The 17,988-nt window shown below is 43.3% G+C and carries 18 protein-coding genes and 1 pseudogene; 14 read left to right on the plus strand and 5 right to left on the minus strand.

The annotated features are described in order from the left end of the window. Positions 1-23: 23 nt before the first annotated feature. Positions 24-284, minus strand: a complete 261-nt coding sequence (locus tag NSU16_RS01310; protein WP_024120051.1) for a hypothetical protein — start codon at positions 282-284, stop codon at positions 24-26. A gap of 260 nt (positions 285-544) precedes the next feature. Between NSU16_RS01310 and NSU16_RS01315 the strand changes: the two genes are divergently transcribed. Both NSU16_RS01315 and NSU16_RS01320 read left to right on the plus strand, forming a co-directional pair. Next, positions 545-2,164: an APC family permease gene (locus NSU16_RS01315; protein WP_339191893.1), complete on the plus strand. Its 1,620-nt coding sequence runs from the start codon at positions 545-547 to the stop codon at positions 2,162-2,164. A 215-nt stretch (positions 2,165-2,379) separates the two neighbouring features. After that, positions 2,380-4,005, plus strand: coding sequence for a Na/Pi cotransporter family protein (locus tag NSU16_RS01320; RefSeq protein WP_268448845.1), 1,626 nt, complete (start codon positions 2,380-2,382; stop codon positions 4,003-4,005). 19 nt (positions 4,006-4,024) lie between these two features. Here NSU16_RS01320 and NSU16_RS01325 read toward each other — a convergent pair whose 3' ends face one another. Together NSU16_RS01325 and glpT are read right to left on the minus strand one after the other, a co-directional pair. Next, positions 4,025-4,924 (minus strand): glycerophosphodiester phosphodiesterase, encoded by a 900-nt coding sequence (locus NSU16_RS01325; RefSeq protein ID WP_339191894.1) that lies wholly within the window; start codon positions 4,922-4,924, stop codon positions 4,025-4,027. A 98-nt stretch (positions 4,925-5,022) separates the two neighbouring features. Continuing rightward, the gene (gene glpT, locus NSU16_RS01330; protein ID WP_168746825.1) at positions 5,023-6,357 is read right to left on the minus strand and encodes a glycerol-3-phosphate transporter; all 1,335 of its coding nucleotides are present in this window, start codon (positions 6,355-6,357) and stop codon (positions 5,023-5,025) included. Between the two features lie 289 nt (positions 6,358-6,646). Between glpT and NSU16_RS01335 the strand changes: the two genes are divergently transcribed. From NSU16_RS01335 to NSU16_RS01345, 3 genes are all read left to right on the plus strand, one after another. Continuing rightward, positions 6,647-6,895: a YbeF family protein gene (locus NSU16_RS01335; protein WP_168746826.1), complete on the plus strand. Its 249-nt coding sequence runs from the start codon at positions 6,647-6,649 to the stop codon at positions 6,893-6,895. 92 nt (positions 6,896-6,987) lie between these two features. After that, positions 6,988-7,905 (plus strand): helix-turn-helix domain-containing GNAT family N-acetyltransferase, encoded by a 918-nt coding sequence (locus NSU16_RS01340; RefSeq protein ID WP_168746827.1) that lies wholly within the window; start codon positions 6,988-6,990, stop codon positions 7,903-7,905. Further along, positions 7,902-9,155: an MFS transporter gene (locus NSU16_RS01345; RefSeq protein WP_339192621.1), complete on the plus strand. Its 1,254-nt coding sequence runs from the start codon at positions 7,902-7,904 to the stop codon at positions 9,153-9,155. Before NSU16_RS01340 ends, NSU16_RS01345 begins: the two co-directional genes overlap by 4 nt. A 26-nt stretch (positions 9,156-9,181) precedes the next feature. Here NSU16_RS01345 and NSU16_RS01350 read toward each other — a convergent pair whose 3' ends face one another. Continuing rightward, the gene (locus NSU16_RS01350) at positions 9,182-9,607 is read right to left on the minus strand and encodes a hypothetical protein (protein WP_339191895.1); all 426 of its coding nucleotides are present in this window, start codon (positions 9,605-9,607) and stop codon (positions 9,182-9,184) included. Positions 9,608-9,668: 61 nt separating this feature from the next. Next, positions 9,669-10,583: pseudogene (locus NSU16_RS01355) on the minus strand (hypothetical protein). 241 nt (positions 10,584-10,824) lie between these two features. Between NSU16_RS01355 and NSU16_RS01360 the strand changes: the two are divergent. The 9 genes from NSU16_RS01360 to NSU16_RS01400 all read left to right on the plus strand — a co-directional run bounded on the left by NSU16_RS01360 (position 10,825) and on the right by NSU16_RS01400 (position 17,986). Beyond that, positions 10,825-11,883, plus strand: a complete 1,059-nt coding sequence (locus tag NSU16_RS01360; protein WP_339191896.1) for an iron-containing alcohol dehydrogenase family protein — start codon at positions 10,825-10,827, stop codon at positions 11,881-11,883. A gap of 99 nt (positions 11,884-11,982) precedes the next feature. After that, positions 11,983-13,137, plus strand: coding sequence for a phosphoribosylglycinamide formyltransferase 2 (purT, locus tag NSU16_RS01365; protein WP_339191897.1), 1,155 nt, complete (start codon positions 11,983-11,985; stop codon positions 13,135-13,137). A 150-nt stretch (positions 13,138-13,287) separates the two neighbouring features. Then, the gene (locus NSU16_RS01370) at positions 13,288-14,226 is read left to right on the plus strand and encodes a serine protease (protein ID WP_268448861.1); all 939 of its coding nucleotides are present in this window, start codon (positions 13,288-13,290) and stop codon (positions 14,224-14,226) included. After that, the gene (locus NSU16_RS01375) at positions 14,189-14,593 is read left to right on the plus strand and encodes a DUF2606 family protein (protein WP_339192622.1); all 405 of its coding nucleotides are present in this window, start codon (positions 14,189-14,191) and stop codon (positions 14,591-14,593) included. The genes NSU16_RS01370 and NSU16_RS01375 overlap by 38 nt, the downstream gene beginning before the upstream one ends. A 173-nt stretch (positions 14,594-14,766) precedes the next feature. After that, positions 14,767-15,663 carry an alpha/beta hydrolase gene (locus tag NSU16_RS01380; RefSeq protein ID WP_268448867.1) on the plus strand — a complete coding sequence of 299 codons (897 nt, stop codon included), beginning with the start codon at positions 14,767-14,769 and terminating at the stop codon, positions 15,661-15,663. Positions 15,664-15,850: 187 nt separating this feature from the next. Beyond that, positions 15,851-16,390 carry a CDP-diacylglycerol--serine O-phosphatidyltransferase gene (gene pssA / locus NSU16_RS01385; protein ID WP_010332863.1) on the plus strand — a complete coding sequence of 180 codons (540 nt, stop codon included), beginning with the start codon at positions 15,851-15,853 and terminating at the stop codon, positions 16,388-16,390. Further along, positions 16,381-16,869, plus strand: a complete 489-nt coding sequence (locus NSU16_RS01390) for a DedA family protein (protein WP_010332864.1) — start codon at positions 16,381-16,383, stop codon at positions 16,867-16,869. The genes pssA and NSU16_RS01390 overlap by 10 nt, the downstream gene beginning before the upstream one ends. Then, positions 16,862-17,653 (plus strand): phosphatidylserine decarboxylase, encoded by a 792-nt coding sequence (locus NSU16_RS01395; RefSeq protein ID WP_010332865.1) that lies wholly within the window; start codon positions 16,862-16,864, stop codon positions 17,651-17,653. The genes NSU16_RS01390 and NSU16_RS01395 overlap by 8 nt, the downstream gene beginning before the upstream one ends. Before the next feature lie 57 nt (positions 17,654-17,710). Next, positions 17,711-17,986, plus strand: coding sequence for a hypothetical protein (locus NSU16_RS01400; RefSeq protein WP_339191898.1), 276 nt, complete (start codon positions 17,711-17,713; stop codon positions 17,984-17,986). The last annotated feature ends 2 nt before the right edge of the window (positions 17,987-17,988 follow it).

Below are 17,988 nucleotides of genomic sequence, written 5' to 3' on the forward strand. Positions count from 1 at the left end.
CTTTTCGAAGAGAGCTTTTTTGATTACTTCTTTTTTTCATCGTAGTATTGAACAGGGTACATGGAGCCTTCGGATACCATTTTGTTGTCCTCAATGTCATGCGGGTGCGGGTGACCGGCTTTATCGACTGGGAACGTTTCCATATCTGGTTGTTTTGTTATCTTCATTTTCATGCTGTGAATGAATTCTCTTGCCTTTTGGCGGTTTGACGGGTCTTTTAATAGATAAGAAGTGATGCCGACAGTTGAAACAGCGAGACCGGAAAGTAACAGCTTTTGTTTCATGGTAATAACTCCTTTCTATTTTAAAAGTAATGTTTCCTGTATCATTCCCGTTTTGCTTAAGGCTAAACCTCTGTGTATGTTATCAACAGTACATTTTATTTTAGGTGAAGCTAGTTACTTCATTCCTATATTGGAAGGCACTATACATTGATTTTATATTATTTTAGTTAAAATTCGATAAATATTGACAAAGTGAAGTAATCAGAATAATAATATAACTTAGCAACAGAATGTCATCATACATGAAAGGTGTTTACGATATGAATCAGTTACATCGAAGAATGGGGACGTTTGCCCTTATGATGGTCGGGCTCGGGTCGATGATCGGGTCAGGCTGGTTATTTGGGGCGTGGCGCGCTGCCCAAATTGCGGGGCCGGCTGCCATTATATCATGGGTTATCGGCATGATCGTTATTTTATTTATTGCTCTTTCTTATAGTGAATTAGGTTCTATGTTCCCTGAGGCAGGGGGAATGGTAAAATATACGCAATATTCACACGGTTCGTTTATCGGATTTATTGCAGGCTGGGCCAACTGGATTGCGATTGTATCCGTTATTCCTGTTGAAGCTGTGGCCTCCGTTCAATATATGAGTTCATGGCCATGGGAATGGGCGAAATGGACAAGCGGTTTGGTGAAAAACGGAACGCTGACAGGAGAAGGATTGGTGTTTGCTTCTGTTTTGCTTCTGATTTATTTTCTGCTGAACTACTGGACAGTCAATTTGTTTTCGAAAGCGAATTCATTAATTACAATTTTTAAAATCATTATTCCAGGCCTGACAATTGGCGCTTTGCTGTTTGTCGGATTTCATGGAGAAAACTTTACAGCGGGCCAGAGCATTGCACCGAATGGCTGGGCAAGTGTTCTGACTGCGGTTGCGACTTCCGGTATCGTGTTTGCGTTTAACGGATTTCAAAGCCCGATCAATATGGCGGGAGAAGCCAAAAATCCCGGGAAATCGATTCCGATTGCAGTTGTCGGTTCTCTGTTAGTTGCGACAGTCATTTATGTGCTGCTGCAGATTGCTTTCATCGGAGCGGTGAATCCGTCTGATATCGCTCACGGCTGGAGCCATCTTAATTTTAATTCTCCTTTTGCTGATTTGGCGATTGCATTAAATATTAACTGGCTTGTCATCGTATTATATGCGGATGCTTTTGTGTCACCTTCCGGAACTGGTATTACGTATACGGCGACGACTTCCCGCATGATTTACGGAATGGAGAAGAACAAATACATGCCGAGCGTGTTTGGCAAGCTTCATCCGATTTACGGCGTTCCGCGCCAAGCGATGTTTTTTAACTTGATTGTTTCGTTTATCTTTTTGTTCCTGTTCAGAGGGTGGGGTGTTTTAGCGGAAATTATTTCTGTAGCCACATTAATTTCTTATATTACAGGCCCGGTTACAGTGATGACATTGAGACGGACAGGGAAGGATTTGTACAGGCCTCTTCGTTTAAAAGGCTTAAGCGTAATTGCACCGCATGGATTTATCTTTGCGTCGCTCGTGCTGTATTGGGCGCGCTGGCCGTTAACAGGGCAGGTTCTGTTTATTATTTTGATCGGACTTCCGATTTATTTCTATTATCAGGCTAAGGCGAAATGGAAAGGATTTGGCCAAAACGTTAAAGCTGGCATATGGATGGTGTTTTACCTGCTTGTCATGATGATGATTTCCTATTTGGGCAGTGACAAATTCGGCGGTCTGAACGTCATTACGTATGGCTGGGATATGGCCTTGATTGCCTTTGTATCACTCGGTTTCTATGTGTGGGCGCTGAAGAGCGGATTCAAGACAGAGTATTTGAAAGATGCGAAGGAAATTAATAGTCAGCTGGCAGGCGCACAGTCTGAAGCTGCTGCGGGAAAAGAATAAATGGAGAAAAACCTTGTGCTGAGAGCACAAGGTTTTTTATAGTCAACTTGTTATGGTGAACGCGGAATATTACACCCATGTAAATGTGATCAAGGTCTATTCTACTCATTGTTAAGTTATTGTAAATTTGACAGGTGACTCATTTACAATCATATGAACTTGAAACATAATCGTAGAGAGTTTGCTGAAAGATGTCGTAAACAGGGGTGAAAGCGTTGGGGATTGATGTACAAACATTACTGTTCGAATTTCTGGGAGGCCTTGGTATTTTCCTGATTGGGATCAAGTTCATGGGAGACGGACTTCAGAAATCGGCTGGAGATAGACTAAGAAATATTTTAGACCGCTTTACAAGCAATCCGCTAATGGGCGTGTTAGCGGGTTTAATTGTGACGGTTTTGATACAAAGCAGCTCTGGAACGACGGTTATTACCGTTGGACTTGTGAGCGCAGGTTTTATGACACTGCGGCAGGCGATTGGGGTCATTATGGGCGCCAATATTGGTACAACGGTTACCGCTTTTATTATCGGAATCGATATAGGAGCCTATGCGTTGCCAATTATTGCTGTCGGCGGATTTTTATTGTTTTTCTTTAAGCATAAAAATGTGCAAAATGTAGGCCAGATTGTGTTTGGGTTTGGGGCCTTGTTTTATGGATTGGAGTTAATGAGCGGCGGCATGAAACCGCTTCGTTCCCTCGAGGCCTTTCATGATTTAACAGTCAATATGAGTTCAAATCCGGTTCTCGGTGTCGTCATCGGCACTTTGTTTACGGTTCTCGTACAAAGCTCCAGTGCCACTATCGGTATTCTGCAAGGTTTATTTGCAGATGGTCTGATTGATATTAACGGCGCGCTGCCAGTGTTATTCGGGGACAATATCGGGACGACGATCACCGCGGTGCTTGCGTCTCTTGGAGCTTCTGTTGCAGCGAGACGTGCTGCGGCTACTCATGTACTGTTCAACCTAATCGGGACAACGATTTTCTTGATTTTGCTCAAGCCGTTTACAGCTTTGATCTTATGGCTCCAGGCTTCAATGGGACTTGATCCTAAAATGACGATTGCATTTGCTCACGGAATCTTTAATACGTCAAATACGATCATACAGCTACCTTTTGTCGGGCTATTGGCTTTGATTGTGACAAAATTGATTCCGGGCAAGGATTCAATGATGGAATACAAGTCGCATCTTGATCCGATTTTTATTGAGCAGTCTCCATCTATTGCTCTCGGACAAGCGAAGGAAGAAGTGCTGCAAATGGGGAACTTTGCGGTTCAAGGGCTGGAAGTCACAAAACAATTCTTAGTGACAAAACAGACAAAATACGCGGCAAATGCTTATCAGTTAGAGGATGCGGTCAACAATCTCGACCGGAAAATTACCGATTATTTGATTGAGCTTTCATCGAGCTCCCTCTCAGATCATGAATCTGAGGAGCATCATATGCTGATGGATACTGTCAGAGATATTGAAAGAATCGGCGATCATTTTGAAAATGTAATTGAATTGATTGAGTATCAGCAGGCACACCGTGTCGTTATTACCGAATCAGCCATGACGGATTTAACGGACATGATGGATTTGACAATTTCCACTGTGAAGGCATCAATGGAGGCTCTGCACCATAATGATGAACAAACTGCTGCTCATGTCATTGAAAAAGAAGATGAAATTGACAAGATGGAACGAAAGCTTCGCAAAAAGCATATTATCCGTCTAAATGAAGGACTGTGTACAGGACAAGCGGGTATCGTATTTGTTGATATGATCAGTAACCTGGAGCGTATTGGCGATCATGCGGTGAATATTGCGCAGGCTGTACTTGAAGGGAAATGATGAGAAAAAGCTTTGAATCCTAGGATTCAAAGCTTTTTTTGTAGTCTTTTTTCACATGATGAAATACATCCGGATAGTTGGTAAACACGCCGGTAACTCCCCAGTTGAGCAGGCGGCGCATATCTGCTTCTGTATTGACTGTGTAAGGATGCAAAAGCAGACCGTGGCTGCGAATCATGCGGACATTTTCTGCATTCAATGCTTTATAATCCGGACCCGCGCCGACAGCGTAGGTTTTGATTTCCTCCAGATCAGCATCTGTCATGGAAGCCATTTGTTTTGCTTCCAACAATTGAACAGTCGGCAGGTTAGGCTGTAATTGACGAATTTTTAACAGGCTTTCTTTGCTGAACGATTGGATGATGACTTGGCCGCGTTTTGAATGCTTGCTTAACAGTTTATGCTTCTGTAAGGAAGCGATCAGTTTTTCCTCCATGCCTGGATAGGTGTCAGGCGATTTTGTTTCGATGTAATAGTTAGCATGTTTGCCAAAACGATTTAATACCTCTTCTAATGTAGGAACTTTAAGGCCGGCGTACTGCGGCTTTGCTTTTGCCGGATAAGCTTCATTAAACCAAGAGCCGGCATCAAGTTTCTTAATCTCCGCGAGCGTATGATCCTTCACCCAGCCCGTGCCGTTTGTGGTGCGGTCCAGTTTTTCATCGTGCATAACAATGAGTTGCCCGTCTTTTGTCATCTGTAAATCCAACTCAATATAATCGGCTTTCATTTTCTGAGCGGTTTCGTAAGATAGGATCGTGTGCTCAGGCACATATCCGGAAGCCCCTCTGTGCGCGACTGTCAGGATCCGGTCAGGAGACAGCAGGTTTCCTTTTGAGGCTGCCGAAACAGGTGTAACCATAAACGACAGCAAACCAAAAGATAGCAGAACCAAAGCTAGTAATCTATTTTTTCGCATCTTTTCTTCCTCCTTATGAACAAGCAGTAACAGCTTTTATGTTAGATAACGGATGTAAATGGCGTGTTGGGAAAATATTAATCTTTTATAATCTTTTCTTAAGCATGCTCCGCTCGTTTTCCCGTATTCCATGTTAAGGCCAAGAACACGATAGCCAGTATACAAGATGAGATCAGCATGATGAAGCCGCCGTTCCAATCAAATCTGTCAACGACAAGTCCCATAATGGCGTTTGCGAAAGCAGATCCGCCGATGTATCCGAAAAACCCGGTCAATCCAGCCGCAGTTCCGGCTGCTTTCTTCGGTGCGAGGTCAATGGCTTGCAGACCGATGAGCATCACAGGACCATAAATTAAAAAGCCGATGCTGATCAGAGCAATGTTGTCTACCAGCGGATGGCCGGCCGGATTCAGCCAGTACACCAATACGGCAATGAAAACACCCGCCATAAACAGAACGCCTGCCGGTGCACGGCGGCTCTTGAAGAAGCGGTCGCTGATCCAGCCGCACAGGATCGTTCCTGGTATGCCGGCGTATTCGTAAAGAAAATACGACCACCGGGAGTCTTCCGGAGAGAACCCTTTGGCTTCTGTTAAGTAAGTAGGCGCCCAGTCCACTACGCCGTATCGCACAAAGTAAACAAATACGTTTGCAAATGCGATGTACCAAAGAAACTTATTATTAAGTACATATTGAAAAAGGATTTCTTTTGTCGTTAATTCTTTTTCTTGATCTTTGAAAGCGTGTTTTGGATAGTCATTCCGGTACTCTTCAATTGGCGGAAGCCCGCAAGATTGAGGGGTATCCCGCACCAAAAGGACAATTAAAAATGAAATCAGTATTGCAATAATGGCAGGGAAGAAAAACACGCTTTTCCAAGTGACAAACATAGCAATTCCAAGAGTGACAAGCGGAGCCAGAATTCCGCCGCCAATATTGTGAGCGACATTCCAAATCGACATCTTCGTGCCGCGTTCACTTATAGAAAACCAATGGGCCATTGTTCTTCCGCATGGAGGCCAGCCCATCCCTTGGAACCATCCATTGATAAACATAAAAATAAACATGATGGTGACGCTTGAAGTTACCCAAGGCATAGAAACAAAAAGAATATTAACGATTGCAGATAAAAATAGGCCTGTCGCGAGAAAATATCTCGGGTTGCAGCGATCGGACACCATGCCCATAATAAATTTACTGAAGCCGTACGCAATGGATACCGCGGCCAGCACCAATCCAAGCTCGGTTTTTGAAAACCCCTGTTCCTGCAGATAAGGAATGGCAAAGGCGAAGTTTTTCCGCAGCAGGTAATAACCTGCGTAGCCGATAAAAATACCTATGAATACTTGCAGCCTTAGCCGTTTATAAGCCGCATCCGTCTTTGACTCATCCAGTCTCTCAATGTGAGGAGCCGGTTTAAATAGGTGAAACATCAAATCATCCCCTTTGCTGTTTGTGTTGGATGTGTGACGTGCCTCCTTTCTGACAAACAAAAAGAGCCAGAAAACACCCCTTGTCAAAAGGGGTGGGATTCCTGGCTCTCCTCATCTCCATCCAAGCTATTAACTTATCATGATAGCGCTTTCTTAAATTATCATAGTCTGGAGTGAATGTAAACGGGTAATTTTAAATGGAGTGAAAAAAGCAAATATTATCCTTTTAGTCATTGGGGTTATGTTTTTTTACAAGTAGCATAAAAATCTGGGAGGAGGCTGTTGCCAGGTGGATGAATTAGATATCGCATTCGGCATTTTACCGTTAGCGGTTATTGTGTTATCGGTCGCCGGGACTTATGTTTGTAAAAACGTGTATATGATGCCGTTGATTAGTCTGATCATTTCTCTCGTGCTTACGTTTACGATTTTCAATCAATCATTTTTGGGATGGGTCGTTGTCTATAGTTTGTTTTCGCTGATTTTATCGTATATTACATTGATGGTGGTGAGGAAGAGGAAGGCATCTAGAAAATGAAATTTCGCCCCGCTTTTTGATATATCGTTGACTATGGCAACTATAAGTGATTATAATTGCTTTAATCAACGATATAGAAAGTGGGGATGAGTTTGAAAATCAATGAATCAGCTGCGGGATTAAAATTCAGAAAGTTCAATCGATTTTACACGAATGTTCTTGGCTTCCTTAACGAACACATTTATGACAGCCCGTTTTCCTTAACGGAGACACGGATTCTATTTGAGATTTACAATACGCCGAATTGTACGGCGAAAGATCTTCAGGATAAGCTGGTACTTGACCGGGGATATGTCAGCAGAATGCTAAAACAGTTTGAAAAAGAAGATTTGATTTATAAAGAGAAGAGCAAAGCTGATGCCCGCCACCATTATATATATGTGACGGAAACGGGGAAAACCATTTATAAAAAGCTTGAGAAGAAAGCAAATGAACAGGTTGAGCTGATGTTGAAGGAAATCGATGACGAAAAGCAGCACAAGCTTGCGACAGCTATGGAGGAGATTGAAGCCATATTGTCTCAGTCGCTCTCATCCAAGACATCGGGTATTTCAATCAGAGATTATTATCTATCGGATGACATTCACCTTCTCATCGAAAAGCAAAGGCAATTTTATGCAGAAGCTCATGGCTGGGATAATACATTTTTAGCTTATCTCCATGAGACATTTGACGCGGAAATTGAAAAGATATGGATCGCGGAAAGCGGCGGAAAATTTGCAGGCTGTGTCGGATTGGTCAAACAAGATAAAAAGACGGTGCAGCTGAGATGGTTCTTGGTTGATGCCGCTTTTCGGGGCAGAGGGCTGGGCACACAACTGCTTGAGCATCTCGTTACATATAGCAGAGAGATGAAGTTTGAACGGATTTATCTTTGGACAGTGAGCAGTATGGCTGAAGCCCGTCCGCTTTACGAGAAATTTGGATTCAGACTGAGTGAAGTGAAAGAAGAAACGTCATTATGGGGACAGCATCTGACAGAAGAGCGGTGGGATTTAGAACTGTCATGAAAAGACTCCACTATGCTTGGATCATTGTTTTTATCACCTTTTTGATTTTACTGGCCGTACAAGGTGTGCGCCTGTCGTTTGGTGCGTTTGTCGAGCCTTGGGAGCGGGAGTTTTCGCTGGATAGGGGCACCATCTCGCTGATTTCAACGCTGAGCTTTGTCGTTTACGGGATATCCCAGCCTGTGATCGGGCGGCTTGTGGACAGATGGGGCGCGCGGGCGGTTTTATCATGGAGCACGTTACTGACCGGGATCAGCATTTTCTCGACATGTTTTATCACTTCACCGTGGCAGCTCTTTCTGCTTTACGGGTTGGGGGTGTCACTCGGAGTTGGCGGAGCGTCGAATGTAGCAACAAGTGTGCTGGTGGTGAATTGGTTCAGCAAAAAGCGCGGCCTTGCCTTTGGAATCATGGAAGCGGGCTTTGGAGCGGGGCAAATGCTGCTGGTTCCCGGATCGCTTATGCTGATCCATTGGTTTAGCTGGAAGCTGACGGTTGTGGCATTGGGGTTGCTGTTAATGGTCGTTGTCCTTCCGGCAGCCCTTTTATTGTTGCGAAATCATCCTTCAGAGAAAAATGAAGAGCCGATCGGCGGGGCTGCTGAGGAGGAGGTAGAAACAGGATCAAAAACCAAAGCAGGCTCAGTAACTGCGATGTTTCGTATGAGGCAGTTTTGGCTGTTGATCCTTCCGTTTTTAATCTGCGGCTTTACGACCGTCGGGCTGATGGATACCCATTTGATTCCCTTTTCTCATGATCACGGTTTTTCTACAACTGTTACGAGCGCCGCTGTCAGCCTGCTGGCCGGTTTTAATATCGCTGGTATCTTACTGTCCGGAATCGTAGCGGATCGGTGGAGCAGCCGGAAAATCCTGTGTTTTTTATATGCGGTGCGAGCGCTGTCGATTGTGATTCTGATTTACAGCCACGAACCCTACCTGCTATTAGCCTTTGCGATTCTGTTTGGATTAGTGGACTTTGCAACGGTAGCGCCGACGCAAATGCTTGCCACCCAGTACTTTCAAAATTACTCGATCGGCCTCATGATCGGCTGGCTGTCACTTGCCCATCAAATCGGCTCTGCCCTCGGAGCATATGTGCCCGGCGTCATTTATACCGTAACAGGTGAGTATACGCTGGCTTTTTATGTATCGATTGGAATGCTTGTGCTTGCAAGCGTGATGAACGTGATGCTGAGGGAGCCTGCGGCGATGAATCATGACAGTGCGGCTGTGACGGAGAAGGTGTAAGTGAGAAAAAGCATCTCTGGCTAGGATTATTCAGAGATGCTTTTTTTGTATTTTTGTTCTAATACGAAGTCGATCATACTGACAATGCGGGTGTTTTCGGATTTTTGTTTGAAGCGCTCAGAAATTTGAACTTTTCTTGAAAATGGAAAAACAATAGACACCCAAAAAAGGCCGATCAAGGCAAAAAACATTTGTACAGATAGTTCTATTAATTCATTAAAACGAGTGCTGAAAAAATAAATATATAAAGTTACGAATGTCACGAAACAAACGATTTTGACGGTGTGTTTGAATGTAAGCTGGGGCTCGCTAAAGAATACTTTTAGCTGATTCAGCATGATAGAATCCTGTTTGATTAGAAAAGCCAGGATTTCTTTATCATCTTTTTTACCTTCTAAAATGAACTTCGCGGCTGTTTCAGTTTCTTTATATGTTTGTAGGTCTATATTCAATACATACATCTCCTAAGTATAACAATTGCGTATTTCTTTTCTTAGTCAGGGTAAAACAAAACTACATGATTTTGTTGTTATATCTTTCAGTTAGAATAAAATCTATAATTCCTTTCATTCGCAGATATTCGGCTCTCTGTGCAAAGTATAGAACAGTATGTAGTTGTCCTTTTCTAGATATATTTAAAAGCTTTATCAAATCAATTAGGATTTTTAAGAAAATAATTAATAAAAGAAAGATAAAAATGTTTGGTATATCAATGTAATTGATTTGTCCTGAAAATAAAGTAGTTGCATAGATGACAATTATACTTCCGCAAAACATCAAGCTCACATAATGTGAAAGAGCAAATGGACGAGAAGAAAAATATGCTTTTAATTGGTATAGCATAGCATTATCTTTTGTATGTAAGTAGTCCAAAAGCTCTTTTTCATTTTTACTAATTGTAAGAACATGATTCAATACAGCATGAAAAGTATTCATTGAATCTTCATTATCAGAGGCACTTGGTTTATTGGACTGTATATTTTGTTGATCAATTTTATATTTTTTATAAAGTATTGTATTAATTAACTTGTTTTTCTCATAGAATTCAGATTGTTGAATTAGCGATGTTTCCCCTTTGCTATTATTTTCTCTTTTTATGACTTTAGTATAAGCCATAAAGATACAAATGACTGTAAAAATAGAAAATGCTGCTGGTGAAATATCAGATAGAATAGGATTGGTGAAAACTTGTTTTGCTTGGACGAAAAAGAAAGAGGCTAATGTCATAGCTATAAACATACATAAAACCGCCAATTTCACCAGAAATTGAAGCGGAAGGTAAGGTTCAGAATAATAGTGCTTCAACTGGTTGAGTGTAAGAGAATCCTAGCGAAAAAGATAATCTATAATCTCCTGTTGATTTTGCATCTGATCGATATCGTGAGCGATGCTTTTCGTTTTTTCAAAAATAATTTGATCATTTTTCATTATGTATAAACCTCCAAATCATAATAAACTAAAAAACTGCATGAGCATATTTTAACTTATGTTCATGCAGTTTTGTATTGATGTCATCACAGGAAGAGGAACTGCTCTATAAGGCAGGACTTACCGATGTTGCCCCATTTTTCAGCGCTTATGCCATTGGCGGCTGGTTTGCGGGGAAAGCGGATTGACACCATTTGAAGGAGAGTGAGATGATTGATGAAAAAATGGAGGAGAGATGGAAATGCAGCCAGAAGATATTGTCCGAAGCGGTCCGAATCAATACATATGCAAACAAGGAATTGTAAAAGAACTGCCGATATTTGTGAAGGAATGGAAGCATCCTGTTGTTGTAACGGGCATTAAGTCGTATGAGGCATTTCAAACGTATGCTGCGATTCCGTCGGAGTGGAGAGTGATTCAGCATAAAGGGTACAGCTCGCCTGAAGCAATAAGGCAGATTGCGGAACAAGCGGCATCTGCTGATCTCATTATTGGGATTGGCGGCGGAACAGTGTTAGACACCGCAAAAGCTGTCGCAGATCGTTTGGATATTGAAGTCATAACTGTTCCGACAATCCCGGGAACTTGCGCGGCAAGCACGCCGCTGAGTGTGATCTATGATCAAGAAGGCAACTTTATCCGAGTCGATTATCATAAACGTTCCAGCTATTTGACACTCGTTGATCCGTTATTGCTGCTTTCTTCTCCGATTGAGTATGTTAAAAGCGGAATTGGCGACACGCTTGCGAAATGGTATGAAGCGGAAGCGATTATCAGAAATAAGAAGGAGCCTGTTTCATTAATGGTCCAAGCGGGGCTTAGGCAGTCTGTCTATATTCGTGATCTTTTGCTGCAAGAAAGCCTTAAGGCTGTTGAAAGCCTTGAGAAAGGGGAAGCCTCGGCTTCTTTCACAGCTGTAGCAGAAACCATTATTACTTTGGCGGGGACTGTAGGCGGTTATGCCGGACGCTTCGGCAGGATGGCGGGTGCCCATGCGGTTCACAACGGTCTGAGTTTTATACCGGAAACCCATCATGTACTGCACGGACAAAAGGTGGCGTACGGTATACTGATTCAGCTTGCGCTTGAGAAGAGAAATGAGGAAATTGAAGAACTGATTCCGTTTTATCAGCAGCTTGGCTTCCCGGTGAAACTGAGTGATTTAGGCATCTATAAGAATCAAGAGCATGCGAAGAAAGTTGTTGCGGCTCACGCGTGCAAGCCGGAAGAATCGTTATGTTTAATGGGTTCTTATTGTGAAGCGGATGTTGTGGCGGCAATCAATGTATTGGAATCATAAGCTAAAATAAGGGTTTTCTTATTTTAGCTTTTTTATTGCGAAATTTATTTTTTGAATATTTCAGTTATAATGGTTTTTGAACAGATAGGAGGGGCAAAGATGTATCAATCAAAGAAGGTTTTATTGTTAGGCTCAGGTGAACTGGGGAAAGAGGTTGTGATTGAAGCCCAGCGTCTTGGGGTAGAGACGGTGGCGGTAGACAGCTACGAGCATGCTCCGGCGATGCAGGTGGCGCATAAAAGCTATGTCATTGACATGCTGGATCGTGAGCAGATCAGACACATTATTGAGAAAGAAAAACCTGATTTGATTGTGCCTGAGGTTGAGGCGATCGCGACGGATGAATTGCTGAAGCTTGAAGAGGAAGGATTTCACGTGATCCCAAATGCGCGTGCGGCGAAGCTGACGATGGATCGGGAAGGCATCAGGCGGCTTGCGGCAGAAACACTCGGGCTTGCTACGGCAGGCTATGAATTTGCGAATACATATGAAGAATTTGTACAGGCTGCAGCTCATATCGGCTTCCCTTGTGTCGTCAAACCGTTGATGAGTTCTTCGGGAAAAGGCCAAAGCGTATGCCGCTCAGAAGCGGACTTGGAGAGCTGCTGGGAGACGGCGATGGAAGGCGGACGAGTGAAGAACGGACGCGTGATCGTCGAGGAGTTTATCCCGTTCGAATCAGAAATTACACTCTTAACTGTGCGTGCAGTGAACGGTACGGTATTTTGTGCGCCGATTGGCCATGTGCAAAAGGATGGAGACTATATCGAATCATGGCAGCCGCATCATATGACAGAGCAGCAAATTGAAGAGGCGAAGCATATTGCGAAAGCCATTACGGATGAGCTTGGCGGGTACGGTCTGTTTGGCGTTGAGCTTTTTCTTGCGAAAGACAAGGTGTATTTCAGTGAGGTGTCTCCTCGACCGCATGATACAGGTCTTGTGACGCTGGTGACGCAAAATTTGTCAGAATTCGCGCTGCATGTACGGGCGATTCTCGGCTTTCCGATTACAGAAATCACACAGCTTTCTCCAGGCGCCAGCCGGCCCCTCAAAGCACCGGAAGAGTCAGCGGATTACTCTGTTGAAGGTTTGGAAAACGCGCTGGCAGTGCCAAAGACACAAGTGCGCGTGTTTGGAAAGCCGATAACGAAGGTCGGACGCCGTATGGCGGTTGCGCTTTCTGCGGCTGACACCGTTGAAAAAGCGCGAGAAAACGTGAAGAAAGCGCTGGATCAACTATCAATTCAATAGAAATGAAATGGGCGGGCCTTGTCTTGATACATGGCCCGTTTTTTTTATCATCATATCCAAAAATTTTATCATAAGAATCGGATTCCTGATTATAATGTAAAAGTCTTCCAACGAAAGGCTGGTTGACATAAAAGGAGGGGGATGACTAAAATGAGAGTAGTCTCAAGATTCAGAAAAAAATGCATTGCAGGTTTTACGATTTTGTGTTTGGGAACGGCAGCGGCGGTATCTTTCGGAACGCCGGCAAAAGCGGCAGAGAACCCGCAAACCTCTGTCTCCAATACTGGAAAAGAAGCTGAAGTCAGCAATAACCAGACATCGAAAGCGGAATTGGTTTCTGATCCTTATGAAGGAACCGGAAAAACAAGCAAAACATTACAGGGTCTCATAGAATCAGAAAAAAACATTAAATCCTTAAAGCCTTCAAGTGTCATCGGATCTGATGAACGCGTCAGAATCTCAGGCACTACGTCATTTCCTTACAGAGCAACGGTTCAGCTATCTATCAAATATCCCAATACCTCAAGCACTTATGGGTGCACAGGCTTTTTAGTAAATCCAAATACTGTGGTAACGGCAGGACATTGTGTGTACAGCCAGGATCACGGGTGGGCTTCTTCAATAACTGCTGCGCCGGGCCGCAATGGTTCATCGTATCCATACGGCACTTATTCCGGCACGATGTTTTACTCCGTTAAAGGATGGACGGAAAGCAAAGATACCAATTATGATTACGGTGCAATAAAACTAAATGGTTCTCCTGGCAACACGGTTGGCTGGTATGGTTATAGAACAACAAACAGCAGCAGCCCCGTCGGCCTCTCTACATCAGTTACAGGATATCCGTGTGACAAGACTTTCGGCACCATGTGGTCTGATACAAAGCCGATTCGCTCTGCGGAAACGTATAAGCTGACCTATACAACTGATACGTACGGCTGCCAAAGCGGCTCGCCTGTTTACCGCAATTATAGTGATACGGGGCAGACGGCCATTGCAATTCATACCAACGGAGGATCGTCATATAACTTGGGAACAAGGGTGACGAATGATGTATTCAATAATATTCAATATTGGGCAAATCAATAAATACGGAAAACTGGCCGTTTTCATTTCTATTTTATTTTTATGCGGATGCAGCTCTCAGGCGCATTCAGATTCTGCTTCGAAAGAAACAACGATCCCTGTGACCCTTCATGTGGAAGACGATGCCGGGTTACCGATGGAAGGCGTTCAAGTGACAATTGTCAAAGCGCCGGCATCAGATCAGAAGCCGAATACAGAGATCGGTGAGATTCTCGGTTTAACAGACAAAAACGGAGACATCACATGGGATACCGGCAAAAAGGGTGACTATTCCATCGCTTTGACGAAGAATGAAACGTCTGTGACGCATCAAGTGTCATTAACAAAGGACAAAAAAGATAAGGTTATTCCATTAATCTTTAAAGAGTAGACGGTTTTCCTTCAAGTTTAGGAAGAGCGTCTTTTTTTATTAATCTTCGTATACGATCAAACTATATACTGGAAAATTGTTATATGAGATAATAAGAATGGGTATTTTTTCTTACAAGAAAGGGCAGACTCCTTTCTCTATTTATAAATGAAAGTCGGAGGAAAAAGAAAAAGATGAAACAGGATTCAATGCAGCTTGCCGCGGCTGAAGGCGGTACATGCTTTTACCAGGCTTATGATGAAAGCCTTTCTTTGTGGCCGATTGATTCGGAAGCTTTCTATGTTTCTACTCGTTTCGGAAAAACACATATCATGGCAAGTGGGCCAAAGGACGCACCTTCGCTTGTACTGCTTCACGGAGGGCTGTTCAGCTCTGTCATGTGGTATCCGAATATCGCCGAGTGGAGCGGTCAATATCGTACATATGCAGTCGATATAATAGGAGACAAAAATAAAAGTATACCATCAGCCTCTCTGGATACGAGAGCTGATTGCGTTCATTGGCTGAAAGATGTTTTTGATTCACTTGGACTTCAGACCGCACATCTGGCCGGATTTTCCCTTGGCGGGCTTCATACAGTAAATTTTCTGCTTGATATGCCTGAAAGAGTGGAGAGGGCAGTGGTCATCAGCCCTGCTGAAGCGTTTATATCATTTCATCCGGATGTCTATAAATATGCCGCAGGCCTTAGTGAGCCGAACGGGGCTGATGCTTACATCAAGTGGCTGACGGCCGGCCGCTATCAGCTTCATCCCAAGCTGCAAAAGCAGATCAAGGCTGGAGTCAAGTGGCAGGATGAGAAAAGAAGCCTGACACCGAAAGAAAATGGCTTTCCTTACGTGTTCACAGACGCAGAGTTAAAGTCAATCACGGTTCCGATACTGCTGATGTTCGGCGAGCATGAAGTGATGTACCATCAGCAAATGGCTTTAGAAAGAGCTTCTGTATTAGTCGCGGGGATTCAGACGGAAATGGTCAAGAACGCGGGACACCTGTTACCTCTGGAGCAGCCGGACTATGTCAATAAACGTGTAATGTCATTTTTAGGCGAAAATGAAATGAGTACATAAATTGAAAAGACTGGCATTCATTGTTCAAAAGGTAACAAATGTTGTATAATAATAGAATTTGAGTGCTGCTTTTTTTCTGGCAGTCTATGTTATCATGTTTAATAGAGAGATTTTTCCTGTAACGCTGATTCGATATACAACGTCGTGTTGATATAAGGTTTTTTTCAATTGGAGGTTTGGTTACACTGTGAATTATATACCCAGTATGATTACGATAGGAAACTTTATTTGCGGGCTTTTGGCGGTTCATTCTTTAATATTTCACAACATCCATTCAGCAGTGATTTTCATTTTTACCGGCATGTTTCTCGATTTCTTCGATGGAATGGCTGCTCGTAAGCTGAATGCTGTATCTGATATGGGGAAAGAACTGGATTCATTTGCGGATCTGGTTACATTTGGTGTGGCGCCATCCATGCTCGCCTACAGTGTCGCTTTATATGCTCTGCCCTTTATTGGGATACTATGCGCGCTGGCTTACAGTATTTGCGGAATGCTTCGGCTCTCTAAATTTAATGTTGAACAAAGCAAGCTTCCGACGTTTATCGGAATGCCGATTCCATTTGCGGCAATGTGTCTCGTCATTTTATGCTTTGTGAATAACCCGATTCTGCTGGCGCTCGGCACATGCGGACTGTCTTATCTCATGGTGAGCAAAGTGAAATTTCCTCATTTTAAAAAACACGCAGCAGAAGCAGAAAATCTGGAGTCCGAAAGATGGAATTAGTGCAGCAGCTAATAGCGGATTATGGTTATCTCGCTATTTTTTTGATGCTTGTTCTTGGGATTATAGGATTGCCGATACCCGACGAAGTCATGATGACAATCGTCGGTTATTTTACGCATATTGATGTGCTGAATTATGAGCTTGCCATTTTTATCAGCTTTGTTGGAGCCCTGTTAGGCATGATGATCAGCTACATAATCGGCAGAAAGGCCGGGCGTCCGTTTATCGATAAGTATGGCAAATGGGTCGGTTTGAAGGAAAAAAGAATGCTGAAAGTAGAAAAATGGATGAAAAAATACGGACCGTATTCTCTTATATTAGGTTATTTTATTCCAGGCGTCCGGCATGTGACGTGTTACTTTTCGGGAATCGGCAAAATGGAGCTGAAAACGTATATTGCATATGCAGCGATCGGCGCCTTTTTGTGGTGCTTTGTTTTTATTACAATCGGAAGGGTGATAGGGATTATTCATGTTTAATACGGCTGTAAAGATTCTGTACCGATCATTGATAGAACTGACGAATCATCGATTATCATCCTGCCTGATCAAAGGATTTTGTGAATCGAAAATCAGTAAGCCGGTCATTCCGCTCTTCTCTAAACACTTTCAGATTAACTGGAATGATGTAGACGGAACGGCCGCTGATTACGGTTCGCTTTCCGAATTGTTTATTCGGAATATTAATTTGGAGCGGCGCCCTGTTTCAAATGAGGCGCATGCTGTGGTCAGCCCCGTTGACGGTGTCGTTCAGACGATAGGGACAATCAATCATAATCAAACCTTTACGGTAAAGGGAAAAGACTATTCATTCGCTGAATTGACCGGCTGTAAAAGCGCTGATCATCAATACAACGGTGGATATTTCGTTGTGCTGTATTTAAGCCCGCGGCATTACCACCGCTTTCATTCGCCGATCAGCTGCACATATCAAAAGCTGGCAGAACTCGGAAACCGTTCATACCCGGTGAATCAGTTTGGGTTAAAATACGGAAAAGATGTACTGTCGAAAAATTACCGAGTTGTTTATGGGTTGAATAGCGGCAATCGAAACGTGCTGATGATTCCTGTCGGCGCGATGAATATTAACTCAATCGTGCAGACCAGCACTAGTGATCAATTGAAGATTGGCGAGGAGCTGGGGTACTTTTCATTTGGTTCAACCGTCATTTTGATCTTTGAAAAAGACGCGTTTCAGCCTTCCGCTGATCTAACAGAAGGCCAAGAAGTTCTAGTCGGACAATTGATAGGTTATGGAGAGTAAGGAAGAGGAGCTCGCAAATGAAAGCGGCGCCTCTTTTTTTGAAGAAAGGTGAGAGTGATGGAAAAACAAATCGTCAGCTGGATCACACATTATCAGCAAACCGGAGATGGAGCGGCTCTTCACAAGGTGCAGGAAGCGTGCTGGCCGATTGTTGAAATAGTTCTGCAAGAGGCGGCAAGTAATGCAGAGCAAGTGAACGATTTGCGCCACAAAGGATTGGAGCGGTTTCCATTCATCATCAGCAAATACCAAACGGATGTGCAGCTTCCGGTTGAGATGTTTTTGAGAAATACATACCGGTTTTATTTTCATCAGGCGATGAAAGGCTCTTAACG

This window comes from Bacillus sp. FSL K6-1003 (genome assembly GCF_037964945.1).
Lineage (GTDB): Bacteria > Bacillota > Bacilli > Bacillales > Bacillaceae > Bacillus > Bacillus mojavensis.